The organism is Burkholderia sp. Leaf177, assembly GCF_001424345.1.
Lineage (GTDB): Bacteria > Pseudomonadota > Gammaproteobacteria > Burkholderiales > Burkholderiaceae > Caballeronia.
In genome coordinates this window covers 263360-288651 of record NZ_LMPF01000023.1, presented here as the reverse complement: position 1 = coordinate 288651, position 25292 = coordinate 263360, and the positions used below count along the sequence as shown (strand labels likewise).

Annotated in this window: 23 protein-coding genes; 22 read left to right on the top strand and 1 reads right to left on the bottom strand. The window is 60.4% G+C overall.

Annotation, left to right across the window (positions count from 1 at the left end):
• Window positions 1–32: 32 nt before the first annotated feature.
• The 20 genes from gltA (at window position 33) to ASG35_RS22245 (ending at window position 22016) form a co-directional block, all read left to right on the top strand.
• Window positions 33–1334: a citrate synthase gene (gltA, locus tag ASG35_RS22340; RefSeq protein ID WP_056362815.1), complete on the top strand. Its 1302-nt coding sequence runs from the start codon at window positions 33–35 to the stop codon at window positions 1332–1334.
• A gap of 290 nt (window positions 1335–1624) precedes the next feature.
• On the top strand, window positions 1625–1846 hold the full coding sequence (locus ASG35_RS22335; RefSeq protein ID WP_056363777.1) for a YdcH family protein: 222 nt from the start codon (window positions 1625–1627) through the stop codon (window positions 1844–1846).
• Between the two features lie 57 nt (window positions 1847–1903).
• Window positions 1904–3004, top strand: a complete 1101-nt coding sequence (gene ppk2 / locus ASG35_RS22330; protein ID WP_082508581.1) for a polyphosphate kinase 2 — start codon at window positions 1904–1906, stop codon at window positions 3002–3004.
• A 248-nt stretch (window positions 3005–3252) separates the two neighbouring features.
• The gene (gene leuC / locus ASG35_RS22325; protein ID WP_056362810.1) at window positions 3253–4662 is read left to right on the top strand and encodes a 3-isopropylmalate dehydratase large subunit; all 1410 of its coding nucleotides are present in this window, start codon (window positions 3253–3255) and stop codon (window positions 4660–4662) included.
• Window positions 4659–4787, top strand: a complete 129-nt coding sequence (locus tag ASG35_RS31980; RefSeq protein ID WP_056362808.1) for an entericidin A/B family lipoprotein — start codon at window positions 4659–4661, stop codon at window positions 4785–4787. The genes leuC and ASG35_RS31980 overlap by 4 nt, the downstream gene beginning before the upstream one ends.
• A gap of 18 nt (window positions 4788–4805) precedes the next feature.
• The gene (leuD, locus tag ASG35_RS22315) at window positions 4806–5456 is read left to right on the top strand and encodes a 3-isopropylmalate dehydratase small subunit (RefSeq protein WP_056362805.1); all 651 of its coding nucleotides are present in this window, start codon (window positions 4806–4808) and stop codon (window positions 5454–5456) included.
• Between the two features lie 29 nt (window positions 5457–5485).
• A complete protein-coding gene (gene leuB, locus ASG35_RS22310; RefSeq protein ID WP_056362803.1) occupies window positions 5486–6553 on the top strand; it encodes a 3-isopropylmalate dehydrogenase in 1068 nt (355 codons plus the stop codon).
• A gap of 454 nt (window positions 6554–7007) precedes the next feature.
• Window positions 7008–8129, top strand: a complete 1122-nt coding sequence (asd, locus tag ASG35_RS22305) for an aspartate-semialdehyde dehydrogenase (protein ID WP_056362800.1) — start codon at window positions 7008–7010, stop codon at window positions 8127–8129.
• Window positions 8130–8259: 130 nt separating this feature from the next.
• Window positions 8260–10542 carry a FimV/HubP family polar landmark protein gene (locus tag ASG35_RS22300; RefSeq protein WP_056362797.1) on the top strand — a complete coding sequence of 761 codons (2283 nt, stop codon included), beginning with the start codon at window positions 8260–8262 and terminating at the stop codon, window positions 10540–10542.
• A gap of 7 nt (window positions 10543–10549) precedes the next feature.
• Window positions 10550–11374 (top strand): tRNA pseudouridine(38-40) synthase TruA, encoded by an 825-nt coding sequence (truA, locus tag ASG35_RS22295; protein ID WP_156393319.1) that lies wholly within the window; start codon window positions 10550–10552, stop codon window positions 11372–11374.
• The gene (locus tag ASG35_RS22290) at window positions 11367–12035 is read left to right on the top strand and encodes a phosphoribosylanthranilate isomerase (protein WP_056362792.1); all 669 of its coding nucleotides are present in this window, start codon (window positions 11367–11369) and stop codon (window positions 12033–12035) included. The genes truA and ASG35_RS22290 overlap by 8 nt, the downstream gene beginning before the upstream one ends.
• Window positions 12036–12083: 48 nt before the next feature.
• Window positions 12084–13277 (top strand): tryptophan synthase subunit beta, encoded by a 1194-nt coding sequence (gene trpB, locus ASG35_RS22285; protein WP_056362789.1) that lies wholly within the window; start codon window positions 12084–12086, stop codon window positions 13275–13277.
• An 11-nt stretch (window positions 13278–13288) separates the two neighbouring features.
• Window positions 13289–14152, top strand: coding sequence for a DNA-methyltransferase (locus ASG35_RS22280; RefSeq protein WP_056362785.1), 864 nt, complete (start codon window positions 13289–13291; stop codon window positions 14150–14152).
• A 61-nt stretch (window positions 14153–14213) separates the two neighbouring features.
• On the top strand, window positions 14214–15017 hold the full coding sequence (gene trpA / locus ASG35_RS22275; protein ID WP_056362781.1) for a tryptophan synthase subunit alpha: 804 nt from the start codon (window positions 14214–14216) through the stop codon (window positions 15015–15017).
• A 63-nt stretch (window positions 15018–15080) separates the two neighbouring features.
• The gene (gene accD, locus ASG35_RS22270; RefSeq protein ID WP_056362778.1) at window positions 15081–15953 is read left to right on the top strand and encodes an acetyl-CoA carboxylase, carboxyltransferase subunit beta; all 873 of its coding nucleotides are present in this window, start codon (window positions 15081–15083) and stop codon (window positions 15951–15953) included.
• 121 nt (window positions 15954–16074) lie between these two features.
• A complete protein-coding gene (gene folC / locus ASG35_RS22265; RefSeq protein WP_056362773.1) occupies window positions 16075–17397 on the top strand; it encodes a bifunctional tetrahydrofolate synthase/dihydrofolate synthase in 1323 nt (440 codons plus the stop codon).
• Window positions 17398–17432: 35 nt separating this feature from the next.
• Entirely contained in the window at window positions 17433–18308 is an 876-nt protein-coding gene (locus ASG35_RS22260) for an SPOR domain-containing protein (RefSeq protein ID WP_056363775.1), read from the top strand.
• Window positions 18309–18314: 6 nt separating this feature from the next.
• Window positions 18315–18851 carry a CvpA family protein gene (locus ASG35_RS22255; protein WP_056362770.1) on the top strand — a complete coding sequence of 179 codons (537 nt, stop codon included), beginning with the start codon at window positions 18315–18317 and terminating at the stop codon, window positions 18849–18851.
• A gap of 137 nt (window positions 18852–18988) precedes the next feature.
• Window positions 18989–20536: an amidophosphoribosyltransferase gene (purF, locus tag ASG35_RS22250; protein ID WP_056362767.1), complete on the top strand. Its 1548-nt coding sequence runs from the start codon at window positions 18989–18991 to the stop codon at window positions 20534–20536.
• 286 nt (window positions 20537–20822) lie between these two features.
• Window positions 20823–22016 (top strand): O-succinylhomoserine sulfhydrylase, encoded by a 1194-nt coding sequence (locus ASG35_RS22245; RefSeq protein WP_056363773.1) that lies wholly within the window; start codon window positions 20823–20825, stop codon window positions 22014–22016.
• 49 nt (window positions 22017–22065) lie between these two features.
• Here ASG35_RS22245 and ASG35_RS22240 read toward each other — a convergent pair whose 3' ends face one another.
• Complete coding sequence (locus ASG35_RS22240; protein WP_056362764.1) at window positions 22066–22407, bottom strand: FKBP-type peptidyl-prolyl cis-trans isomerase; 342 nt, start codon at window positions 22405–22407, stop codon at window positions 22066–22068.
• 256 nt (window positions 22408–22663) lie between these two features.
• Here ASG35_RS22240 and ASG35_RS22235 point away from each other — a divergent pair, with 256 nt between their 5' ends.
• Both ASG35_RS22235 and ASG35_RS22230 read left to right on the top strand, forming a co-directional pair.
• Window positions 22664–23794 (top strand): sensor histidine kinase, encoded by a 1131-nt coding sequence (locus ASG35_RS22235; RefSeq protein WP_327019662.1) that lies wholly within the window; start codon window positions 22664–22666, stop codon window positions 23792–23794.
• A 60-nt stretch (window positions 23795–23854) separates the two neighbouring features.
• Window positions 23855–25261: a hemolysin family protein gene (locus ASG35_RS22230; RefSeq protein ID WP_056362761.1), complete on the top strand. Its 1407-nt coding sequence runs from the start codon at window positions 23855–23857 to the stop codon at window positions 25259–25261.
• Window positions 25262–25292: the final 31 nt, after the last annotated feature.

Genomic DNA, 25292 nt, shown 5'->3' with positions numbered 1-25292 from the left:
ACCTGTTTCCATACTTCGATTGAGGATGTGCTATGACCCCGTCAGATGTTAAAGCCACGCTATCGTTCAGCGACAACTCGCCGAGCGTCGAAATGCCGATCTACAAGGGCACCCTGGGCCCGGACGTAATCGACATCCGCAAGCTGTACGGCCAGACCGGCAAGTTCACCTACGATCCGGGCTTCATGTCGACGGCGGCGTGCAATTCCGCGATCACGTACATTGACGGTGACAAGGGCGAGTTGCTGTATCGCGGATATCCGATCGAGGAACTCGCGGTCAAGGCCGACTTTTTGGAAACCTGCTACGCATTGCTGCACGGCGATCTGCCGACTGCCGAGCAAAAGGAAGAGTTCGTCGAAACCGTCACGAAGCACACGATGGTTCACGAACAAATGCATTTCTTCTTCCGCGGTTTCCGTCGCGACGCACACCCGATGGCCGTGCTCGTGGCAGCCGTTGGCGCATTGTCGGCGTTCTATCACGACTCGCTGAACATCAACGACCCGCGTCACCGCGACGTATCGGCTATTCGCATGATCGCGAAACTGCCGACGCTGGTGGCCATGGCGTACAAATTTACGATCGGTCAGCCGTTCGTGTATCCGAAGAACGACCTGTCCTACAGCGCGAACTTCATGCACATGATGTTCTCGAACCCGTGCGAAGAGTACAAGGTCAACGACGTGCTCGTGCGTGCGCTCGATCGCATCCTGATCCTGCATGCAGACCATGAGCAAAATGCATCGACCTCGACCGTGCGTCTGGCAGGTTCGTCGGGTGCCAATCCGTTTGCGTGTATTGCTGCCGGCATCGCTTGTTTGTGGGGCCCGGCGCACGGCGGAGCGAACGAAGCCGCGTTGAACATGCTGGAAGAAATCGGTTCCGTCGATAACATTCCCGAGTTCATCAAGCAGGTCAAGGACAAGAATTCCGGCGTGAAGCTGATGGGCTTCGGGCATCGCGTGTACAAGAACTACGATCCGCGCGCGAAACTGATGCGTGAAACGTGCCATGAAGTGCTCGAAGAACTGGGTCTGCACGACGACCCGCTGTTCAAGCTCGCCATGGCGCTGGAAAAGATCGCGCTGGAAGACGAATATTTCGTGTCGCGCAAGCTGTACCCGAATGTCGACTTTTACTCGGGCATTGTTCAGCGCGCGCTGGGCATCCCGACGGCCATGTTCACCTGCGTGTTCGCAATGGCGCGTACCGTGGGCTGGATTGCGCAGTGGAACGAAATGATCGCTGATCCGGAACAGAAGATTGGCCGTCCGCGTCAATTGTTTATCGGCGATACCCCGCGTGAAGCAAAGTCGATTGACAAGCGGTAAGCAATAAGCTGTTTTGCGCTTCGCACGATTTTCAAGGTTTTGCGAAACGTGAAGTAGAGAGATGGACAAACGCCCCGACTGGTTGCCAGTCGGGGCGTTTTCTTTTGGCTGATGCGAAACAACGCGCCGTTGTAAGACCTGTGCTGCCGACAGATCATGAAAACATCGCAGCCAAGGCAAAACTCACTTAAACACGATGTTTATCAACATCCAATTTATGTAGTAATGCCAAGATATTCAGGCTTACTGACCCTGTGGGTATTACCCGCATATTGTTTGAGGAGCTTCCGATGTTTCCAGAATTCCGCGATCTCATTTCCACACTCAAAACTGAAGACGCCCATTTTTCCCGGCTTTTCCAGCGCCATAACGAACTGGATCAGCAAATCAAAAACATGGAGGACGGTCCGGTCCCCGCGGACGGGCGTTCTATCGAAACGCTCAAGAAAGAGAAATTGCTGCTGAAGGACAAGATCTATGTAGTTCTGAAAAAAGCCGCAGCGACAGCTTGAGCAGGAAGCGCCCCGTTGCTTCTTAAAGCCGGGGTGCTTCGTCACAAGGATAACGATTTGACATCACCGCACGACAAATTCAACACTCGCCACTCGGCCGTTCGACCCGTCGCACATGGCGACACGTTGCCCAGTAATACGCCGCGCGCTGCGCAAATCGATGAAACAAGCCGCGCCGTCGACGCAGCCAATGAACACATTGCAAGCACCGTGCAGCATGTGCTCTCGACTAGTGATGCACAAGACGCTGGAACCTTGATGGAAACCATCAAGGCGCTGATGAGCGGGCTCTCGCCCGACGAGGCAACCGCCTTGCGCAGTGCCATGCTCGAGGGTGATCCGGCGTTGTGGCACACGCGCGCTTCGCGCCATCCGGATAACGAGCTGTCGCGCAACTGGCGCACGGGCGGTTATCCGTATCGAAATCTGATGTCTCGGCGCGGATATGAAAAGCAGAAGTACGCGCTGCAAGTGGAACTGCTGAAACTGCAAGCGTGGGTCCGCGAGACCGGCGAACGCCTGGTGATCGTATTCGAAGGACGCGACGCAGCCGGCAAGGGCGGCGCCATCAAACGGTTCATGGAGCACATGAACCCGCGCGGCGCGCGTGTCGTCGCGCTTGAGAAGCCGTCGGAATCCGAGCGCGGCCAATGGTATTTCCAGCGATACGTCCAGCACTTGCCGACATCGGGTGAAATCGTTCTGTTCGATCGATCCTGGTACAACCGCGCGGGCGTCGAGCGTGTAATGGGTTTTTGCTCGGAAAACGAATACAACGATTTCATGCAGCAGGTTCCCGAGTTCGAACGCCAGCTCGTTCGAAGCGGAATCCATGTGGTCAAGTTCTGGTTTTCCGTAAGCCGCGAAGAGCAGCGGCGGCGTTTCAAGGAGCGCGAGATTCATCCGCTCAAGCAATGGAAACTGAGCCCGGTAGATCTGGCATCGCTGGATAAATGGGACGAATACACGCAAGCCAAGGAAGCGATGTTCGCGCAAACAGACACAGCCGATTGTCCCTGGGCGGTTGTTCTCTCCGATTGCAAGAAGCGAGCGCGGCTTAACGCGTTGCGGCACATTCTGCACAAGTTGCCGTACACGAACCGGGATATGCGCGCAATTGGAACGGTTGATCCGTTGATTGTGGGGCGAGCGTTGTAAAAGGCAACTGCAAGGGGTTGAAGAGCGGGTGTAAGCGCAATAAGCGCTTACACCCGTTTTACGTTCTGGCGCCGCGCGCATTCATAATCCCGCGAGCCCGGTATTACCCATACAGGTAGCGCGACTACCACCCTAACTCACTGTTTTATATCGGTTTTTTCTCGGGCAATAGCGCAGCGCCGCATTCCGCGTGGCATAATCATCGAACCAAAAAACATACCCCGCAGTTACAACCGTTCAAAAAGACCATGGCCCAGACTCTCTACGACAAGTTGTGGAATTCGCATGTGATCCATACAGAGGACGACGGCACGTCCATTCTTTATATCGATCGCCATTTGCTGCATGAAGTGACCAGCCCGCAGGCTTTCGAAGGACTGAAACTGGCCGAACGGCCGGTGTGGCGCATCAGCGCGAACCTCGCGGTTTCGGACCATAACGTTCCAACCACCGATCGTTCGAATGGCATCGCGGACCCGATCTCCAAGCTGCAAGTCGATACGCTCGATGACAACTGCGACGCCTACGGCATCACGCAGTTCAAGATGAACGACTTGCGCCAGGGCATTGTGCATATCATCGGGCCGGAACAGGGCGCGACGCTGCCGGGCATGACCATCGTTTGCGGCGATTCGCACACGTCCACGCATGGCGCGTTCGGCGCGCTGGCGCATGGTATTGGCACGTCGGAAGTGGAGCACGTCCTCGCCACGCAAACGCTGCTGCAAAAGAAAAGCAAGAACATGCTCGTGAAGGTCGAAGGACCGCTTCCGCGCGGCTGCACGGCCAAGGACATCGTGCTGGCGATCATCGGCAAGATCGGGACGGCCGGCGGCAATGGCTACGCCATCGAATTCGGCGGCTCGACCATCCGTTCGCTTTCCATGGAAGGGCGCATGACGGTCTGCAACATGGCTATCGAAGCGGGCGCGCGAGCCGGCATGGTCGCCGTCGATGAAACCACGATCAACTACCTGAAGGATCGCCCGTTCTCGCCGCAGGGCGTGGAGTTCGAGCAGGCCGCAACCTACTGGCGCGGTTTCACCTCCGACGCAGGCGCGAAGTTCGATCGCGTGGTGGAATTGAACGCCGCCGAAATCGTGCCGCAAGTGACGTGGGGCACGTCGCCGGAAATGGTGGTGTCAATCGACGGTCGCGTGCCCGATCCAGAGCGTGAAAAAGATCCGGTCAAGCGCGATGCAATCGAACGCGCGTTGAAATACATGGCGCTCGAACCAAACACGCCGATGCAATCCATCAAGCCGGACAAGATTTTCATCGGCTCGTGCACGAATGCGCGGATCGAGGACTTGCGCGCGGCCGCGTATGTGGTGAAGACGCTCGGCCGCCGGGTGGCATCGAATATTCGTCTCGCGATGGTCGTGCCGGGCTCGGGCCTCGTGAAGGCGCAAGCCGAGCGCGAAGGGCTGGACAAGGTGTTTATCGACGCCGGCTTCCAATGGCGCGAGCCCGGCTGCTCCATGTGCCTCGCCATGAACGCCGACCGGCTCGATCCGGGCGAACGTTGCGCGTCTACGTCGAATCGTAACTTCGAAGGACGTCAGGGCGCGGGCGGACGCACGCATCTGGTGAGCCCGGCGATGGCGGCGGCAGCGGCTATCGAAGGCCATTTTGTCGATATCCGCGAACTCGCATGAAACGCATCGCAAGTTTGCTGGTGTTGATGGGCATTGCCATAAGCGCGGCGGGCTGCAACACCGTCCACGGCTTTGGCGAGGACGTTCGCGCCACCGGCAACGCAATCAGCAACGCGGTCAAATAAACCAACCGGTTACGGATCATGGAAAAATTCACTGTACATAGCGGGCTCGTGGCGCCGCTGGATCGTGCAAACGTCGACACGGACGCAATCATTCCGAAGCAGTTCCTGAAGTCCATCAAGCGCACGGGTTTTGGCCCGAACGCGTTCGATGAATGGCGTTATCTGGATGTCGGTGAGCCCGGCCAGGACAACTCGAAACGCCCGCTGAACCCCGATTTCGTGCTGAACCAGGCGCGCTACAAGGGCGCTTCCATCTTGCTGACGCGCGAGAATTTCGGCTGCGGCAGCTCGCGCGAACACGCGCCGTGGGCACTGGACCAGTACGGTTTCCGCGCGATCATCGCGCCGAGTTTCGCGGATATTTTCTTCAATAACTGCTTCAAGAACGGTCTGCTGCCGATCGTGCTGACGGACAGCCAGGTCGACAAGCTGTTCAACGAAACCTACGCGTTCAACGGCTTCACGCTCACAGTGGACCTCGAGCGCCAGGTCGTGCTGGCGGGCAACGGCACGGAATATCCGTTCGAAGTGCCGGGTTTCCGCAAGTTCTGCCTGCTGAACGGTTTCGACGATATCGCCCTCACGCTGCGTCACGCCGACAAGATCAAGCAATTCGAAAACGAACGCCTCGTGAAGCAGCCGTGGCTGAATAACCGCCTCGTGCGCTAAAAACTAACCAACAAAGATAAGGAAATACCATGAAGATTGCAGTGCTGCCCGGCGATGGCATCGGTCCGGAGATCATCAAGGAAGCCGTCAAGGTCTTGAACGCGCTCGGCGAGAAGTTCGAGATCGAAGAAGCGCCGGTCGGCGGCGCGGGTTACGAGGCGAGCGGCCATCCGCTGCCGGACGCAACGCTTGCGCTGGCGAAGGCATCGGAAGCAATCTTGTTCGGCGCGGTGGGCGACTGGAAATACGATTCGCTCGAGCGCGCGCTGCGTCCCGAGCAGGCCATTCTGGGTCTGCGCAAGCATCTGCAATTGTTCGCGAACTTCCGTCCGGCGATTTGTTATCCGGAATTGACGGCGGCTTCGTCGCTGAAACCGGAAATCGTGGCCGGGCTGGATATCCTGATCATCCGCGAGCTGAATGGCGATATCTATTTTGGCCAGCCGCGCGGCGTGCGTTCGTCGCCGGATGGTTTGTTCGAAGGCGCGAAGGAAGGCTTCGACACCATGCGTTATTCCGAGCCGGAAGTGCGCCGGATCGCGCACGTCGCGTTTCAGGCGGCGCAAAAGCGCGCGAAGAAGCTGACGAGCGTGGACAAGGCCAATGTGCTCGAAACGTCGCAGTTGTGGCGCGACGTGATGATCGATGTATCGAAGGAATACGCGGATGTCGAGTTGTCGCACATGTACGTGGACAACGCGGCCATGCAGTTGGTGAAAGCGCCGAAAGCGTTCGACGTGGTCGTCACCGGCAACATGTTCGGCGACATTCTCTCGGACGAAGCGGCCATGTTGACGGGTTCCATCGGCATGTTGCCTTCGGCTTCGCTCGATAAGAACAACAAGGGTTTGTACGAGCCGTCGCATGGTTCGGCGCCGGATATTGCCGGCAAGGGCGTGGCGAATCCGCTGGCGACCATTCTTTCGGCCGCCATGATGCTGCGCTATTCGCTTGGCAAGACTGAGCAGGCGGATCGCGTGGAAACGGCAGTGAAGAAGGTGCTGGCGCAAGGTTTTCGTACCGGCGACATTGCCACGCAAGACGGCCGGACGGTCGGCACGAAGGAAATGGGCGACGCGGTTCTCGCAGCGCTTTAATCGTTCGGAACGGCAACGCGCTTTTCCACTGCACGCTTCGGCGAAAAATTCCGGTGGAAAAGCGTCACGCGATCGGCGCATTATCAAGATACGGCCGATCGCGAACTTTCACCTCGATTCGTCGCTTTTGACGCACGAACCACGTCGAAACAGCGTGTTTCGCTCGTGCCCGGGGACGAATATGCGGGTTATCGTGTAGACTCTTTTGTTATGGCGAAGATCTCCAAAATCTCTCAGGACTCGATTTCATGCGGCGGCATTGAAGGCGCCCGCACGATTCGTCTCGCCATGACGCGTTCGAGCACGGTCACGTGCCTCAAACGCATTACGAAAACCATTTCCCTCAAAACGATCACGTTGCGCTGATCGCCTGTCGTGCCCGCCCATCTTCCCCGCGCGGTCACGCCGGCGGAGGGCCGGACAAGCGGGGAAGTGTCCAAATTAAAGGTTAGTCATGAACGTAGGTCTCGTTGGTTGGCGCGGCATGGTCGGCAGCGTGCTGATGCAGCGCATGCAGCAGGAAGGCGATTTCGACCTGATCGAACCGGTGTTTTTTAGCACCAGCAATGCGGGCGGCAATGCGCCGTCGTTCGCGAAAAACGAGACGAAACTCAAAGACGCGACAAGCATCGACGACCTGAAAAAGTGCGACGCAATCATCACGTGCCAGGGCGGCGACTACACGAACGACGTGTACCCGAAGCTGCGCGCGGCCGGCTGGAAGGGTTACTGGATCGACGCGGCTTCGTCGCTGCGCATGAAAGACGACGCGGTCATCATTCTCGATCCGGTGAACCTGAACGTCATCAAGGATTCGCTGGTTAAAGGTGGCCGGAATTTCATCGGCGGAAATTGCACGGTCAGTTTGATGCTGATGGCGCTCGGCGGTTTGTTCAATCACAAGCTGGTCGAATGGACGACCGCCATGACGTATCAGGCGGCTTCCGGCGCGGGCGCGCAGAACATGCGCGAACTGCTGCAGCAAATGGGCGTGCTGTATGGCGCGGCCAAGGAAGATCTGGCGGACCCTTCGTCGGCCATTCTGGATATCGACAAGCGCGTTCAGGCGGCCATGTCGAGTGAACGCATGCCTATCGACAACTTCGGCGTGCCGCTCGCCGGCGCGCTGATTCCGTGGATCGATAAAGACCTTGGCAACGGCATGTCGAAGGAAGAATGGAAAGGCGGCGCGGAAACCAACAAGATTCTCGGACTGCCGGCCATGGGCGAGCCGGGCTCGGTTCCGGTCGATGGCTTGTGCGTGCGTATCGGCGCAATGCGGTGTCATTCGCAGGCGTTGACCATCAAGCTGAAGAAGGACGTGCCGCTGGACGAAGTGCACGGCATTCTGGCGTCGGCGAATGACTGGGTGAAGGTCGTGCCGAACGAACGCGAGGCTTCCATGCGCGATTTGTCGCCGGCAGTCGTTACGGGTTCGTTGACGGTGCCGGTCGGCCGTCTGCGCAAGCTTGCGATGGGCGGCGAATATCTGTCGGCGTTCACGGTTGGCGACCAGTTGCTGTGGGGCGCGGCCGAACCGCTGCGCCGGATGCTTCGCATCCTGCTGGACAAGTAAAGTAAACTACGCGCCACGACGCGCGGTAGTCCGATTGAAGCGTCGCGCTTGCGCGGCGCTTTTTCGTTGTGCGGCAAGGTTTGCCGTCGTGTCCTGTTCTTCCGTTTTTGTCCACTCGCCTGGAGTTTCAATGATCGTTCGTCCGAGTCGGCCACTTCGTTCGCAGCGCCGCCATTTCCATCGTGCGCGGCGTGCGGCGCTGATCGCGGCGAGTGCCGCGAGTGTGCTGCTCGGGACGTTGTTTTCTTTCGATGCAGCGGCCCAGGCGAGCGCTGCATCCGCGCCCACGGTTGCGTCGGACTCGGCTGCGGTGACGCAATACAGCGTGAAGCCCGGGCAATCTCTCAGCGATATCGCTACGCAGATCACCGGATCGACTGATCGCGCCACGCGCGAAAAGATGGCCCGCGCGTTGTTCGATGCCAATCCGAACGCGTTCATGGGTCACGATCCAAGCCGGCTGAAGCTGGGATCGGTGTTGAACGTGCCGCAGGGTGACGAGGCGGCGAGCGCATCGGCGGCTTCGGCGGTGGCTTCGGTTGCGTCTGCGCCGGCTGCGCCTGCTGTTGTTGCTTCATCGCCTGCTACTGCGGCGCCGGTTGTTGCACCGAGCGCTTCGGCTACGACTGCCGCGCCTGCTGACGCGGCGTCCAGTTCTACGGACAAGGCATCCGGCGCCGAGGTGAGCGGTGCTGTGACCGCAAGCACGGCGAGTGGCGCGGCAGCTGGTTCCGAAACGCAGCCTGCGTCGAGCATAAGCGACACGGCTTCGGCGCCGATGGCGGCTTCAGTGCCCGCGTCCGCGCCCGTTGCGCCGGCTGTGACACCCGCCTCGACGGCGAGCGCTGGGCCGACGTCCGGAAATGGGCCGATTGGCTGGATCATCGGCGTGATCGTGGCTATCGGCTTGCTTCTGATCGCTATGCGAGCCGGCAAGCGCCGCCGTAATGCTGAGGCGCCCGAGGATGATCGCGTGACGCCGGAGCCGGCGGTTGTGCCGCCGGCGCCAGAGGTGACGCATTCCGCGGCGCACGACACGCATTCGCATCCCGCGACCGGCGCGGCCGACCTTGAAGGCGTTGCCGTCCAGCGCGGGCAGGGTGAGCTGAACGCGGTCGCGGCGAGCATGGAAAACTACGACGCCGCTCAATCCTTCGATACCCCCACGGAAGACACGCCGCTTACGCCGACGGAAGCGACTCCAGGCGTCGATAACGACGATGCCGCTCGCGTAACACTGAGCGCCGCGGTTGCGCCGACCGAACCCGAACCCGATACCCGGCGCGCGCCATTCATGCCGGATGCGCCGGCGGCGCTGCATCGCGATTTCACGCCGCCCCGGCCGGGTGCGGTAGAGGCTGCGCTGGCGGCCGAGCGTGCTGCGACGGAGCGCGCGGCGGCCCTTGAGCGAGCAACGCGGGAGGCCATCGAGCGGGAAGCTGCGGAACGCGAACTGGAGGCGAAGGAGGCGGCGGAACGCGAGGCGCAAGAGCGTGAAGCGGAGAGACTAGCGGCGGAGGCACGTGAAGCAGAAGCGCGCGAGGTAGCGACCCGTGAAGCCGCGGCACGAGAAGCGGAAGTACGTGAGGCCAAGGCGCGGGAAACGGCAGCACGCGAAGCGGAAGCTCAGGCGCGAGCGCAAGCCGAGGCTCAGGCCCGAGCCGAAGCTCAGGCTCAGGCCCAAGCCGAAGCTCAGGCCGAAGCCGAAGCTGAGGCTCAAGCCGAAGCTCAGGCTCAAGCCCAAGCAGCCGCAGCGCGCGAGGCTTCCGAACGGCAAGCCGAGTTGCATGCTGCGCCTCCCGCCGACCACGCAAACTCCCCGAACGACGACTCCTACGACGACGAACCCTCCAGCGCAGCGTCGCGTCTGCCGCAGCCCAAATTCCCGCAAGAAGCCATAGAAGCCTTGAGTGCGCTCGATTTCGGCTTGCCGCCGCGCCGGGAAGTTTCGCGTGAAGCGGAACAAGCCCAAACGCCCAAACAACCGGAGATCGTCCCTTCAGCGATAACCCCGCAACCTATCGCCGATCCGGCCGTATTCGATCAACAAAACGAGCAGCATTGTCACCCGGATGCCCTGTCCAAGCCGCCAGCCGCGTCCGTGGCGCAGCAAATCGAAACAGGCACAGCCGGCGCGGCATCGGTAGCCGGTTTGGGTGCGTCGCGCTTCGGCCCGTTAAGCCTCGATTTCGACTACGATTCGCCGTCGAGCCAGACCGAACCGCTGCCCGCGTTCACGCCCGAGCAGATTGCGACGATCGCGCGCAACAAGCTGGAACTGGCCGTTGAATACATCGAGCTCGGCGACTTGTCCGGCGCGCGCACGCTGCTCCAGGAAGTCATCGAATCGAACGATCCAGCTACGCGACAACCCGCCGCCACGTTGTTATCCACGTTGGCGCCGCTTTCCTGATATGGCTTTGAAGCGCATTGCCCTGGGTATCCAGTACGACGGTTCGGCGTTCAGCGGCTGGCAGACACAATCGGACGTTCCGACCGTGCAGGACGTGCTTGAACGCGCGCTCGGCAAGTTCACGCAGACGCGCGTGCAGACGGTCGTCGCGGGGCGCACCGACACGGGCGTGCACGCGCTCGGTCAGGTCGTGCATTTCGATACCGAACTCGAACGTACTGACTTTGCGTGGGTTCGCGGCACGAACGCTTTCCTGCCGCAAAGCGTCGCGGTTCAATGGGCGCGTCCGATGCCCGACGATTTCCACGCACGTTTCGGCGCCTTCGAGCGCACGTATTACTACGCGCTGTACGTCCATCCGGTGCGCTCGCCGATGAGCACCGGCCACGCCGGCTGGTGCTACGCGGCGCTCGATGCCAACGCCATGCGCGAAGCGGCCGCGCTGATCATCGGCAAGCACGATTTCACGGCGTTCCGGTCGTCCGAATGCCAGGCGAAGACGCCGGTGAAATACTTGCATCAGATCGATATTGTCGAGCAGGGCGATTTCATCCACTTTCGCTTTCGCGCGAACGCGTTTTTGCATCACATGGTGCGCAACCTGATGGGATGTTTCGTCGCCATCGGCCGTGGCAAACATCCGCCTTCATGGATGCGCGATCTGCTCGAAGCGCGCGACCGCAAGCGCGCCGCGCCGACCTTCATGCCCGACGGCCTCTATCTGGCCGAGGTCGGCTATCCTGAGAACTTCGCTGTTCCCGCGCCACGTCTTGGAAGCTATCCGTGGAGCGCAGTCTGGCAAGGAATTGAACGTGCAAAACATAATGGATAACAACGATCTGCATAGAACGCGCATCAAATTGTGCGGTTTATCGAAGCCTGAAGATGTCGATGTGGCCGTCGACCTCGGCGCCGATGCCGTGGGTTTCGTGTTTTATCCGCCCAGCCCGCGTTCGGTCGGCGTCGGCCAGGCGATCGATCTGGCGGATCGCGTCCCGCCGCTGGTTTCGGCTGTGGGGCTTTTCGTCAACGCGACGCCGGAATGGATTCGCGAGGTGACATCGAATGTGAGATTGTCGCTCTTGCAGTTCCACGGCGACGAAACCCCGGCTCAATGCGCCGCGCTCGCCGAAGTCGCTGGTCTGCCGTGGTGGCGTGCCGTTCGGGTAGGGCCCGATGCCAACCCACGCGATTTGGTAGAATCATCTCTTAATTATTCAGCAGCCAGCGGTGTGCTCCTCGACGCCCATGTCGATGGCTACGGTGGCGGTGGAAAGGTATTCGATTGGTCACTTATCCCAACAGATCTCGGGCATCGGGCCGTTTTGAGTGGTGGGTTGAACGCGCAAAACGTCCATGACGCCATCCGGCTCGTCCGGCCCTACGCGGTCGATGTCTCCAGCGGCATTGAAATAGCGGGGGTCAAGGGCGTGAAAGATCACGCCCGAATGGCGGCGTTCGTACGCGCGGTGCGCGTAGCGGATGCCGGATGATCAACGTGAGCAAGCACCACGCTTCCACGTACCGAGAGAGTGGCATACATGTACAACTTACCTGACAATCGCGGCCATTTCGGCCCTTATGGCGGCACGTTCGTCTCCGAAACACTGATTCACGCACTCGATGAACTTCGCGACGCATACGAAGAATCGAGCAAGGATCCGGCGTTTATCGCGGAATACGAGTATGAGCTGAAGCATTATGTCGGCCGTCCTTCGCCTATTTATCACGCGAAGCGCTGGAGCGAAATGCTCGGCGGCGCGCAGATTTATCTGAAGCGCGAAGACCTGAACCATACGGGCGCGCACAAGGTTAATAACGTGATCGGCCAGGCGTTGCTGGCGCGGAAGATGGGCAAGCCGCGCGTGATCGCGGAAACCGGCGCGGGGCAGCACGGCGTGGCGACGGCGACCATTGCGGCGCGGTTCGGCATGGAATGCGTTGTTTATATGGGTTCGGAAGATGTGCGGCGTCAGGCGGCGAATGTTTATCGGATGAAGCTGCTGGGCGCGACGGTTGTGCCAGTCGAATCCGGTTCGAAGACGCTGAAAGACGCGTTGAACGAAGCCATGCGCGACTGGGTTACGAACGTCGAAAACACGTTTTATATTATCGGCACGGTGGCGGGTCCGCATCCGTACCCGATGATGGTTCGCGATTTTCAGCGGGTTATCGGCGACGAATGCAAGGTTCAGATGCCCGAAATGACCGGACGTCAGCCCGATGCGGTGATTGCGTGCGTTGGGGGCGGATCGAATGCGATGGGTATCTTCTACCCGTATATCGATAACAAGGACGTCCGCTTGATCGGCGTTGAAGCTGCTGGCGACGGCATGGATACGGGCCGTCACGCTGCGTCGCTGATGGGCGGAAGCCCGGGCGTTCTGCACGGTAACCGCACGTATCTTCTTCAGGACGACAACGGCCAGATCATCGAAACGCATTCGGTATCGGCTGGGCTGGATTACCCTGGCGTTGGCCCGGAACACGCGTGGTTGAAGGACGCAGGCCGCGCCGAGTACGTGGGCATCACCGACGAAGAAGCGCTCAAGGGTTTCCACGATTGCTGCCGGATCGAAGGGATCATTCCCGCGCTCGAATCGAGCCACGCGCTGGCCTACGCCGCGAAGCTTGCGCCCACGCTGCCGAAAGACAAGCTTCTGCTCGTCAATCTGTCGGGCCGTGGCGACAAGGACATGCATACGGTCGCCGAGCGCACCGGCATCACGTTCTGAGCTCGCAGCCAATGCGCGATGAAATCGTCAATGCAGGAACGGATGCCGCCGAAGGCAAGTCGCACGTTGGCATCCACTTGCATCACCGCGATTTCCTGACCGATGCAGCGAATCTGCCGGACGGCTCGATCGATTTGATCGTGGCCGATCCGCCTTACGGTCTTGGCAAGGATTACGGCAACGACTCGGATATGCGCTCCGGCGATGCTTTCCTCGACTGGACCTACGGCTGGCTCGAGCTTGCAATCCCGAAGCTCAAGCCCAGCGGTTCGCTCTACATTTTTTGCACATGGCAATATGCGCCCGAGATTTTCGTGTTCCTCAAGCGTCGCCTCACCATGGTCAACGAAATTGTGTGGGACCGGCGCGTGCCGAGCATGGGCGGAACGGTGCGCAGATTCACGTCGGTGCATGACAACATCGGGTATTTCGCGGTATCGAAGGATTACTTCTTCGATCTCGACCCCATCCGCATTCCTTACGATGCAGTGACGAAGAAAGCGCGTTCGCGCAAGTTGTTCGAAGGCAGCAAGTGGCTCGAGCTTGGATACAACCCGAAAGACGTCTGGTCGGTGTCGAGGCTGCATAGGCAACACGCTGAACGGGTCGATCATCCAACGCAAAAGCCGCTCGAGATTATCGAGCGGATGGTGCTGGCGAGTTGTCCACGCGGCGGCCGCGTGCTCGATCCATTCATGGGTAGCGGCACGACGGCGGTTGCGTGTGCGCGGCACGGGCGTGAGTTTGTCGGCTATGAGATCAACGCCGACTATCATGCGATTGCAGAAGCGCGAGTAGCTGAAACGCCTCTGGCCGTTGTGCCTGTCGAAAAGCCCGTGGCCGTTGCTGAAGATGTTTCCATCGATCAAGCCTGAACGTCGCTAAGTCACTGCTATAAAACGCTAAATCGCGCCAACATTGCGCAGAGAGATCATCATGTCCCGTATCAAAAGTACATTTGCGGCACTCGCCGAGCAGGGCAAAAAAGGCTTGATCCCGTTCATCACCGCCGGCGACCCGAACCCTGAACAGACAGTTGAATTCATGCACGCCCTGGCCAAGGGCGGCGCGGATGTCATCGAACTAGGCGTTCCGTTTTCCGACCCAATGGCCGACGGTCCCGTGATCCAGCGTTCGTCCGAGCGCGCTTTGTCGCGCGGTGTATCGCTGAAACACGTTCTCGCCGATGTAAAACGCTTCCGCGAAACGAACACACAAACGCCGGTCGTGTTGATGGGCTATGCCAATCCTATCGAGCGCATGGGCACCGAAGCGTTCGCAAAAGCGGCGAAGGATGCCGGCGTGGATGGCATTCTGGTCGTCGATTACCCGCCGGAAGAATCGGTGGAATTCAGCCAGTCGATGCTCGCAGCGGGCATCGATCCAATCTTTCTGCTCGCGCCCACGTCGACGGACGAACGCATTGCCGCTGTTGGCAAAGTGGCAAGCGGCTATGTGTATTACGTGTCGCTGAAAGGCGTGACCGGTTCGGCAAATCTGGACGTGGCGAGTATCGCGAGTAAAATCCCGGCGATCAAGAAGCATGTGGCGTTGCCGGTAGGCGTCGGTTTCGGGATTCGCGACGCGGAATCGGCGAGGTTGGTGGCGGATGTGTCGGATGCGGTCGTGATCGGCAGCCGTCTTGTGCAATTGCTCGAAGAAGCGTCGCCGGACGCGGCAGCTGAGAAGCTGACAAGTTTTATCGCCGAAATCCGTACCGCGCTGGATTCTGCAAAATAACCCGTATTGGCGGCCCGAATAACTAAAAAGGCCGCGAAACACGAGAAAAATGAAGGAAACACGATGAGCTGGCTCGACAAGCTGTTACCGCCGAAGATCAAGCAAACCGATCCGAAAAGCCGCAAGGGCATTCCGGAAGGGCTGTGGATCAAATGCCCCGCGTGCGAAGCGGTGCTGTACCGCAACGACGTCGAGGCCAACCTGCACGTCTGCCCGAAGTGCAGCCACCACATGCGGATCGGCGCGCGTGAACGGCTCGATGGCCTGCTCGATCCGGAAGGCCGCTACGAGATCGGCCAGGAAGTGCTTCCTGTCGATGCCCTGAAATTCAAGGACAGCCGCAAATATCCGGATCGCCTGAAAGAGGCGATGGAAGACACGGACGAGACCGACGCCATGGTCGTCATGGGCGGCGCGATCCACACCATCCCTGTCACTACTGCGTGCTTCGAGTTCTCGTTCATGGGTGGATCGATGGGCTCGGTGGTCGGCGAACGTTTTGCCCGCGGCGCCCGCAACGCGCTCGAACAGCGCACGCCGTTCATCTGTTTCACGGCATCAGGCGGCGCGCGGATGCAGGAAAGCCTGCTTTCGCTGATGCAGATGGCGAAAACCACGGCCATGCTGACCAAGCTCGCCGAAGCCAAGTTGCCCTTCATCTCCGTGCTGACCGATCCGACCATGGGCGGCGTTTCGGCGAGCTTCGCGTTTCTCGGCGACGTGGTAATCGCGGAACCGAAGGCGTTGATCGGCTTTGCAGGGCCGCGCGTGATCGAGCAGACCGTGCGCGAAAAATTGCCGGAAGGTTTCCAGCGCTCGGAGTTCCTGATCCAGAAAGGCGCCATCGACATGATCGTCGATCGCCGGAAAATGCGCGAAGAGATCGCGCGCCTGATCGCATTGCTGACGCTGCAACCGGCAGATTCGGTCGCTTGAAGTCGTAGCGCATTGATTTAATGCGCCTTCCAAGCAGCGATTGACAGGACATAGCACGTCTCGCGGCCGCCGAGCAGCTTTACGGCGCGAACATGCAAAGCGCCGCGCTCAACACTCTTTCATGACGACTTCTTCGTATAGCTTTCCTACCCTCGACGCGTGGCTCGCGCATCTGGAATCGGCGCATCCGGTCGGTATCGATATGGGTTTGACGCGCATCGGCCGGGTCCGCGAGGCGCTTGGCTTCGAATTTTCGTGCCCCGTGATCACCGTGGGCGGCACGAACGGCAAGGGTTCTACGTGCGCGATCCTCGAAACCATTTTGCTGCGCGCGGGGTATCGCGTGGGCTGCCATACGTCGCCGCATCTGCTGGCGTTCAACGAGCGCGCGCGGCTGAATGGCGTCGATGCCACGGATTTCCAGCTACTCGAACACTTCGAGGCCGTTGAAAAGGCGCGGACGAGTTTCGCGGAACCGGTGTCGCTGACGTACTTCGAATTCACGACGCTCGCGATCATGCGGCTGTTTGCATCCAGCGGACTGGACGCGGTGATTCTCGAAGTTGGGCTTGGAGGGCGGCTAGACGCGGTGAATATCATCGATACCGATTGCGCGATCGTGACGAGCATCGACATAGACCATACGGATTATCTCGGCGATACACGCGAGAAGATCGGCTTCGAAAAAGCCGGTATTTTCCGCCCCGATACGCCTGCGATTTGCGGTGATCCATCGCCGCCACAGTCGTTGATCGATCACGCCGAGGCGATTGGCGCAGATCTGTGGCTGGTTGGCCGCGACTTCCGGTACGAAGCGCAGGGCGGCAACGAGCGCCAGCAATGGAGTTATATCGGCCGAACGCAACGGCGTTCCGCGCTGGCTTATCCGGCTCTGCGGGGCGCGAATCAGCTGATCAATACGTCGGCGGCGCTCGCCGTGCTGGAATCGTTGCGCGATCGCATTCCGGTTTCCGCGCAGGATATTCGTCTCGGATTGGCAAACGTCGAGTTGCCCGGGCGCTTTCAGGTTGTACCAGGCAAGCCCCAGGTGATCCTCGATGTCGCCCACAACCCGCACGCAGCGGCCGTTCTGGCGCAAAACCTCGGCAATATGGGCTTTTTCCCGTACACGTATGCCGTCTTCGGCGCCATGTCGGATAAAGACATCGCGGGCGTCGTGAATCATTTGAAAGGCGAGGTCGATCACTGGAACGTGACGGCGCTTCCATTGCCGCGCGCGGCATCGGCTGCTGTTCTCGAAAGCGTATTACGCGAGGCCGGCGTCAACGACAGCGCGGACAGCAGCGTTACTCAATTCAACAATCCGGCCGACGCTTTTCAAGATGCGTTAAAGCGGGCGTCCGAAAATGATAGAATTTTGGTTTTCGGCAGTTTCCATACGGTCGCCGGCGTAATGGCGTACCGTAAATCGCAGCGTCATTGAACGGACGGCCGGCCAGCCTCTCGCACAAGCCAACCATGTCCTTTTTTTCGTTCGGCAAGAAAGACGACGCGCCTTCGGGTCGCGATGATTATTCCGACTCCCCGCGCGGTTCGCGTCAGACCGTCCGTACGGAACGCCGGACGCGCCGCAGCGACCGTCCTGAAGCCGACGCAATGATGCTCGATCCCACGCTGCCGGAAAAGCAGCGCGCGCGTCGCCGTCTGGTGGGCGCACTTGCGCTGGTCGCGGCGGCTGTGATCGTTCTGCCAATGGTTCTGGATTCGCATCCGAAGCCCGTCACCGACGACATTTCCATCGATATCCCTACGCGCCCCGCAGCGCCATTGCCCAAGACCACGCATGGCGATACCGCGGCGGCCGGCCCGGCAACCGATTCCGTCGCCGATACACAGGCTGGCGTAGCGCCGGATAGTCCGGTTACCGGCACGGATAACGCGCCGACTGCCGCCGCGCCCGTAACGAAGCCGGCTTCAAAGCCAAATCAAGCGCAACAACAGGCAACTGCTGCGGCACCTACAGCGCCGAAGCCGGCCACTACAGCGGCGCCTGTCGCGCCGACGCCGGCACAAACATCGCAAGCCGCAAAGCCTCCCGCAGACGCACCGGCGACCGCCGCCGCGGCTCAGAAAAACACGCCGGCATCGCCAGCTGGCAGCCGTTTTGTGATCCAGATCGGTACGTTCGACGAAGACGCCGCTGCGCAAAATTGGGTGACGAAGTTGAAGGCGGCCGGAGTGCCCGCATATGTTGAACGTCGGAAGGAAGCCGACGGCACCACGCGAGCGCTGTTGCGCGCGGGACCGTTTGCCGACCGGGCGGCTGCATCGGCGGCGCTGAGCAAAGTGCGCCAGGCCGGACTTGGCGGCGGCAATAACGCGTCGGCGAACTAGCATTTGATGTTTACGAGTTTTGACTACGCGGTGATGGCCGTGATCGGCCTTTCCGCGCTGCGCGGAATGTGGCGTGGCCTGCTGGCCGAAGTGTTCGGCCTGATCGGCTGGATCGCGGCGTTGTTGATCGCGGGACGTTTTGTCAGCCTGGTCGTGCCGTACATTCCCGCGAACTGGCCGGGCGGCGCGCTGACACAATGGCTGATTGCATTCTTGCTGATCGTGGCGGCCGTGCTGGTGGTATCGAGTGTGGCGGGCGCGTTGTTTTCACGCATAACCGAAGTAGTCGGGTTGCGCGGAATAGACCGGTCGCTTGGACTTTTGTTTGGCCTCGTGCGAGGCGCAATTCTGGTAGTGATCCTGGTCGCCCTGGCGGGCTTGACCGAACTGCCGCAACACGATTTCTGGCGTAACGCGTTGTTCCGGCCCGCGGTCGAACAAGGCGTGCGAGAACTGAAACCGCTGCTTCCCGATACGCTCGCCGCGTATGTGCGCACCCCGCCGGACGGCTCGCAAGAACCGTCGACGGCGCCCGCGCAATAACGGCCAAGGCGCGCTACACGGGAGTTGTGTGAAGGCTCGGCGCAACATCCACGTTGTTCGGATATTTTTTGAGATGCCTGAACCGTTGCATCGATACGCCCTTTCGACCCGTTTCGACTCTTTGAAGGACCAATGCCATGTGCGGCATCGTAGGCGTAGTTTCCCAGACTCCCGTCAACCAGCTGATCTATGACAGCTTGCTGCTCTTGCAGCATCGCGGCCAGGACGCAGCCGGCATTGCGACGGCGAACGGCAACAACTTCCACATGCATAAGGCCAATGGCATGGTGCGCGACGTGTTCCGCACGCGCAACATGCGCAGCCTGCCGGGTAATGTCGGCATTGGCCAGGTGCGTTATCCGACGGCCGGGTCGGCATCGAGTGAAGAAGAGGCCCAGCCGTTCTACGTGAACGCGCCGTTCGGCATCATCCTCGCCCACAACGGCAACCTGACCAACTGGCCGCAGCTGAAGGAAGAGATGTTCCGGATCGATCGCCGGCACATCAACACCGCGTCCGATACCGAAGTCCTGCTCAACGTTTTCGCCCACGAACTGCAGTTGTCGAGCTCCGGCTTGCAACTCGATCCGGCTGCGCTGTTCAAGGCGGTCAGCGGCGTTCATCGCCGGGTGAAAGGCTCGTATGCGATCGTTTCGTTGATCGCGGGTTACGGCCTCGTGGCTTTCCGCGACCCGTTCGGCATTCGTCCGCTGGTTCTCGGCAAACAGGAAACGGCCACGGGCGTGGAATGGATGGTGGCGTCGGAATCGGTCGCGGTCGAAGGGATCGGCTTCGAGTTCGTGCGTGACGTGGAGCCGGGCGAAGCGATTTTCATCGATAACGACGGCAATCTGCACAGCCAGCAATGCGCCGATAATCCCAGCCTCAACCCCTGCATTTTCGAACTCGTGTATCTCGCGCGTCCGGACTCGTGCCTCGACGGCGTGCCGGTCTACAACGCGCGTCTGCGCATGGGCGATTACCTCGCCGAGAAGATCAAGCGCGTGCTGCCCGGCGTGGAAATCGACGTGGTGATGCCGATTCCGGATTCGTCGCGTCCTGCCGCCATGCAAGTGGCCGCGAAGCTGGGCGTGGAATATCGCGAAGGTTTCTTCAAGAACCGCTACGTTGGCCGCACGTTCATCATGCCGGGCCAGGCAGTGCGCAAGAAGTCGGTGCGCCAGAAACTCAACGCCATGGCGATCGAGTTCAAGGGCAAGAACGTGCTGATCGTGGATGATTCCATCGTTCGTGGAACTACGTCTCACGAAATCGTGCAAATGGCGCGCGATGCCGGCGCCGCGAAGGTGATTTTCGCGTCCGCTGCGCCGCCGGTGAAGTTCCCGAACGTGTATGGCATCGACATGCCCACGCGCGGCGAACTCGTGGCGCATGGCCGTTCGGACGATGAAGTCGCGCGCATGATCGGCGCGGATCATCTGGTGTATCAGGACGTGGCCGATCTGAAGCAGGCTATCCGCGATATCAACCCGGAGCTGAAGGAATTCGATGCGTCGTGCTTCGACGGCAACTACATCACCGGCGACATCAACGAGGCGTATCTCGACCGGCTGGAAACGGCGCGTCTCGCGCCATCGGCACAATCGGATCGCGACGCTGCAAGTGAAGCGATGGAAGGCGGCGTATCGCGTTCGCAGCTGCACTTGCAGTTGTCGGTGGAATGACGCGGTTGGCTGCAACGCGTGAAAACGCGTGATAGGATTGGGTTTGCGTCGATTTGAGATCAGCTTGCGGACGCGGGTTTTGATGGTTTTATCAATCGGAACCCGAAACAGCTAAAGCGAACCGGTGGTGATCGTTTCATTTCACTCGACACTTCCCGGCGACGCTACAGGCTTTTCCGCACCGAGCCCGCTCATGCTGACGCAGAAGCGGGCTTTTTTGCGTCCCGGTTTTGGCTGCCGCCGGGTCACCACGAATAAAGAGATGGAAAGAATGGAAGATACGAACATGGACGACAACCTCAACTTCGACACGCTCGCCGTACGCGCGGGAACCTTGCGCAGCGACTTCAACGAGCATTCGGAGGCGATTTTCCTGACATCGAGTTTCGTGTTCGAAAGCGCCGCGCACGCCGCGGAAAGCTTCAAGAACGCCGAAGAGGCTTACACGTATTCGCGCTTCACGAACCCGACCGTCGCGATGTTTCAGAAGCGCCTGGCTGCGCTCGAAGGCGGCGAGGCGTGCATGGCGACGGCGTCGGGAATGGCCGCGATCATGTCGGTCGTGATGTGTTCCATGCAGCAGGGCGACCATCTGGTTAGCTCGAAGAGCCTGTTTGGATCGACGGTCGGGATGTTTTCGCAGATCTTCACCAAGTTCGGCATCACGACCACGTTCGTGGATCCAACCAATCTCCACGAATGGCGGGCCGCCGTCCGGCCCGAAACAAAGATGTTCTTCCTCGAAACGCCCTCGAATCCGCTGACGGAGATCGCGGATATCGAAGCGATCGGCAAGATTTCGAAGGAAGTGGGCGCGTTGTTCGTGGTCGATAACTGCTTCTGCAGCCCGGCCTTGCAGCAGCCTTTGAAGCTCGGCGCGGACGTGGTGATGCATTCGGCCACCAAGTTCCTCGATGGACAAGGCCGTGTGCTGGGCGGCGCGCTGGTTGGATCGAAGCAATTCATCATGGAAAAGGTGTTCCCGTTCGTGCGCAGCGCCGGGCCGACCTTGTCCGCGTTCAACGCGTGGGTGTTGCTGAAGGGAATGGAAACGCTTTCGCTGCGTGTGGAAAAGCAGTCGGCGAATGCGCTCGAGATCGCGCGCTGGCTGGAAACGCATCCGGCCATCGAGCGCGTGTTTTATCCGGGGCTCGAATCGCATCCGCAATATGCGATCGCGAAGAAACAGCAGAAGGCGGGCGGGGCGATTGTGTCGTTCGAGCTGAAGGGCGCGACGCGCGAAGAGCAGCGGGCGAACGCGTGGCGCGTGATCGATTCAACGAAGATTTGCTCGATCACCGGCAATCTCGGCGATACACGCACGACGATCACGCATCCATCGACGACCACGCACGGGCGTTTGACGCCGGAGGTTCGTGAAGCTGCGGGAATTCGCGAAGGGTTGATCCGGCTCGCGGTGGGGCTGGAAAACGCCGCCGATATTCGTGGAGATCTGGAGCGCGGCCTGAACGGGCAATGATCCGGCAGCGGGCCCGGAAATCGATTCCGGTCCGCGCTGCGGTAAAAAATCAAACGTCCAGCAATTCCACATCGAATACCAGCGTGGCGTTCGGCGGAATCACACCGCCCGCGCCGCGCACGCCATAACCGAGTTGCGGCGGGATGGTCAGCTTGCGTTTGCCGCCGACCTTCATGCCCTGCACGCCCTCATCCCAGCCCTTGATGACCATGCCGCCGCCCAGCACGAACGCGAACGGATCATTGCGGTCGTGGCTCGAATCGAACTTCTGGCCGTCGGTCAGCCAGCCCGTGTAATGCACGCTGACCGTCTTCCCGGCGACGGCATCCGCGCCTTCACCCACGACCAGGTCTTCATACTTGAGGCCCGAATCTGTCGTCACGATCGCCATCTCACTCTCCTTGTAATCGCCGGCTTCATCGCCGGCTGAAATCGAAACCGGTATTGTAGGGCTTTCGGACGCATCGTTACATCGGGCGAAGCGTGCACGACGTTTGCTGCACCGTCAGGCCGTTTATCTTGTAAACATTTACGTGAGGATGACTTGCCCCGAAACGAAAGGCCGTCGGGTACTCTCCTATAATGGCCGGTCATCTCGAAAACCGGGCAAGGTCCACGCATTTATCAACGCTCAAGGATTTCCAATCGTGACAACGTCATTTTCCGGCACGGTCGAAACGGGGCGCGCTCCCCGTCCTGAAGCGCCGGTCGCGGGCACGGATGGCGTGCTCGTCCTGAATGCCGCGCAACGCTGCCTTTCCGCCGATACCGTCCTCACCCATTTGTTCGATCTCGACGCTCACGCGGTCGATGGCCGCGCACTCGCCGATACCCCTCTGCCCAAGCCGCTCATCGCGGTTTTGGCCGAAGCCGCCGACGCCGCGCTTGCAGCCGGCAGCGTCCGGCGCGCGCGGGTATCGATCGGCGAGGGCGGCGCGCGGGCCTTCGACATCCTCGCGCTGCCCAGTTCGGATACGGTGACGCTGATCGTGTCGCCGTGCCGCCCGGATACGGCCGCGCAAAGCTCGCTAAAGCAGACGGACGAGCGCACCGCGCACTTGCGCGCCGAGGCGGCGTTGTTCATGCGCGATCACGTGCTGGGCGTCGTGTCGCACGATCTGCGCGGACCGCTGAATGCAATCCACAGTTGGGGTTACGTGCTGGAACGCAAGGTCGATTCCGCCGATGCCTCCGCTCAGCGCGCCCTGGGCGGCATTCGCTCCGGCGTGGAGCAGCAGGTGAAGCTGATCGAGCAATCCATCGATACAACCCGCGCCGAGACCAAGACGCTCGTGCTCAACCGCGGGCCGCTCGCCTTGCGTCCGCTCGTGGAGCACGCGGCGGGCGAAGCGCGCGCAAGCCTCGCAACGGCGCGCAAAGTGACGCTGCAAGTGGAATCGACGCTGGCGGAAGAGCAGATCATCGGCGATAACGAACGGCTGACCCAGGCACTCTGGCTGATGCTCGCGTTCGCTACCGAAGCCAGTTCGGCCGGTTCAACCGTAATTACCGAAGTGCGCGTGGAGGACGGCGCGTTTGTCGCGACGGTCGGTTTCACGGCGTCGGCAGAAGCGCTCGGCGATCCCGATCTCCCTCACGCGCTCGAAGCATTCGCGCGCAAGCAGGCGATCGCGCCGCGCGAAGCGGCGCGCATCGCTTGGGGCCTGGCGCTCTGCAAGCGCGTGGCGGAAGGACACGGTGGTACGTTCGAACACGAAGACATAACCGATGGCGCCAACGTAACGCTCAAACTTCGCGTGCCGTTGAGCGGCACCTGATTTAACTTTCGATCAGCTTGCGCCTCTATACTGGCGTTTTCTCTTGCGGAGCAAGTTGCTTTGAATCAGGTTGTCGCGCTAATTGGTGCCTTGCTACTCGTCGCGCTGAACGGGTTTTTCGTCGCGGCCGAGTTCGGGCTGGTCAAGTTGCGCGCCACGCGCGTCCAGGCAATCGCGCGGTCGAACGGGTTGCCCGGACGCCTGCTTGCCAAGGTTCATGGCAAGCTCGACGCGTATTTGTCGGCGTGTCAGCTTGGTATCACGCTGGCGTCGCTCGGACTCGGCTGGCTCGGCGAGCCGGCGTTCGCCGAATTGCTGCATCCGCTGTTTGCGCTGGTGGGCATTGAATCGGCAAAGCTGATCGATGCAATCTCCCTGTTCTTCGCTTTCTCCTGCATTTCATTTTTGCATATCGTGGTCGGTGAACTCGCGCCGAAATCCTGGGCAATCCGTCGCGCGGAACAGGTCGGGCTTTGGGTCGCCATGCCGCTCTACGGCTTCTACTGGGCGATGTACCCGTTCATCTGGGTGCTCAATTCGAGCGCGAATTTCGTGCTGCGTCTCTTTGGATTGAGCGCGGAACACGGCGGCGACGCGCACTATTCCACTGACGAACTCAAGCTGATCCTGCGCGGCCGCCGTTTGACCGGCGCATCGACTACGCCGGATACCTTCGGTTTTTCCACGTCGAACGCCGACTCCAGCTATAACGCCGACGAATGGAACACCATCGCGCATTCGCTCGATTTCAGCCGCATGACGGTCTCCGACCTGATGCGTCCGAGCCATGAGATGGTTGGCTTGCGCAACGACGTGCCCATGCGCGACAACATGCAGGTGATCGCGCGGCATCGCTTCAGCCGTTATCCGCTTTTCGCCGATGCCAGCAACGAACGCGTGCTGGGCATGATCCACTTGAAAGACCTGCTGCTCGCACGCGATGGCGCCGGGCGCGGCCTGCTTCACGGCCTGACGCGCCAGGACACGAAGCAGGACACCCTCGCGCGGCACGTGCGCCCGGTTCAGTACGTGGCGGGCAATCTGTCCGCGCTCGAACTGTTCCGGCGTTTTCGCAAGGGCGCGCCGCACTTTGCGCTGGTCGGTCGCAAAGGTGAAAAGCCGATGGGTTTTCTGACGCTCGACAATCTGCTGGGCGCGCTCGTCGGCCAGATCCACGACGAGTTTCGTCAGGGCGACGCCGACTGGTCACGCATGGACGACGGCACGCTGATGGGCAAGGGCAGCTTGCCGGTGGTATCGCTTGAACGCGCGCTTGGGATCGATATCGATGAAGGGCAGGCCGAATCGGTCGGCGGACTCGTGATCAACGCGCTGGGCGATCTGCCGAGCGAAGGCCAGCGCGTGGGTTTCGATCGCTTCGATATTGTCGTGAAGAAGATGAACGGGCCGCGCATCGTGCTCGTGCGTGTGTATCCGCATGAAGAGGTTGCGGAAGAAGCGGACTGATCGTCCGCTTCTTCCCCTTCCTGAAGCGTGG

Excerpts from the sequence above, each read along its gene's own strand:
- ASG35_RS22260 (WP_056363775.1), top strand. The coding sequence starts at position 17,433 with ATGTCCTTTTTTTCGTTCGGCAAGAAAGACGACGCGCCTTCGGGTCGC.
- trpA (WP_056362781.1), top strand. The coding sequence starts at position 14,214 with ATGTCCCGTATCAAAAGTACATTTGCGGCACTCGCCGAGCAGGGCAAA.
- accD (WP_056362778.1), top strand. The coding sequence starts at position 15,081 with ATGAGCTGGCTCGACAAGCTGTTACCGCCGAAGATCAAGCAAACCGAT.
- ASG35_RS22245 (WP_056363773.1), top strand. The coding sequence starts at position 20,823 with ATGGACGACAACCTCAACTTCGACACGCTCGCCGTACGCGCGGGAACC.
- purF (WP_056362767.1), top strand. The coding sequence starts at position 18,989 with ATGTGCGGCATCGTAGGCGTAGTTTCCCAGACTCCCGTCAACCAGCTG.
- ASG35_RS22290 (WP_056362792.1), top strand. The coding sequence starts at position 11,367 with ATGGATAACAACGATCTGCATAGAACGCGCATCAAATTGTGCGGTTTA.
- gltA (WP_056362815.1), top strand. The coding sequence starts at position 33 with ATGACCCCGTCAGATGTTAAAGCCACGCTATCGTTCAGCGACAACTCG.
- leuC (WP_056362810.1), top strand. The coding sequence starts at position 3,253 with ATGGCCCAGACTCTCTACGACAAGTTGTGGAATTCGCATGTGATCCAT.
- leuD (WP_056362805.1), top strand. The coding sequence starts at position 4,806 with ATGGAAAAATTCACTGTACATAGCGGGCTCGTGGCGCCGCTGGATCGT.
- ASG35_RS22300 (WP_056362797.1), top strand. The coding sequence starts at position 8,260 with ATGATCGTTCGTCCGAGTCGGCCACTTCGTTCGCAGCGCCGCCATTTC.
- ASG35_RS22335 (WP_056363777.1), top strand. The coding sequence starts at position 1,625 with ATGTTTCCAGAATTCCGCGATCTCATTTCCACACTCAAAACTGAAGAC.
- ASG35_RS22240 (WP_056362764.1), bottom strand. The coding sequence starts at position 22,407 with ATGGCGATCGTGACGACAGATTCGGGCCTCAAGTATGAAGACCTGGTC.
- ASG35_RS22255 (WP_056362770.1), top strand. The coding sequence starts at position 18,315 with ATGTTTACGAGTTTTGACTACGCGGTGATGGCCGTGATCGGCCTTTCC.
- ASG35_RS31980 (WP_056362808.1), top strand. The coding sequence starts at position 4,659 with ATGAAACGCATCGCAAGTTTGCTGGTGTTGATGGGCATTGCCATAAGC.
- asd (WP_056362800.1), top strand. The coding sequence starts at position 7,008 with ATGAACGTAGGTCTCGTTGGTTGGCGCGGCATGGTCGGCAGCGTGCTG.
- leuB (WP_056362803.1), top strand. The coding sequence starts at position 5,486 with ATGAAGATTGCAGTGCTGCCCGGCGATGGCATCGGTCCGGAGATCATC.
- trpB (WP_056362789.1), top strand. The coding sequence starts at position 12,084 with ATGTACAACTTACCTGACAATCGCGGCCATTTCGGCCCTTATGGCGGC.
- ASG35_RS22280 (WP_056362785.1), top strand. The coding sequence starts at position 13,289 with ATGCGCGATGAAATCGTCAATGCAGGAACGGATGCCGCCGAAGGCAAG.
- folC (WP_056362773.1), top strand. The coding sequence starts at position 16,075 with ATGACGACTTCTTCGTATAGCTTTCCTACCCTCGACGCGTGGCTCGCG.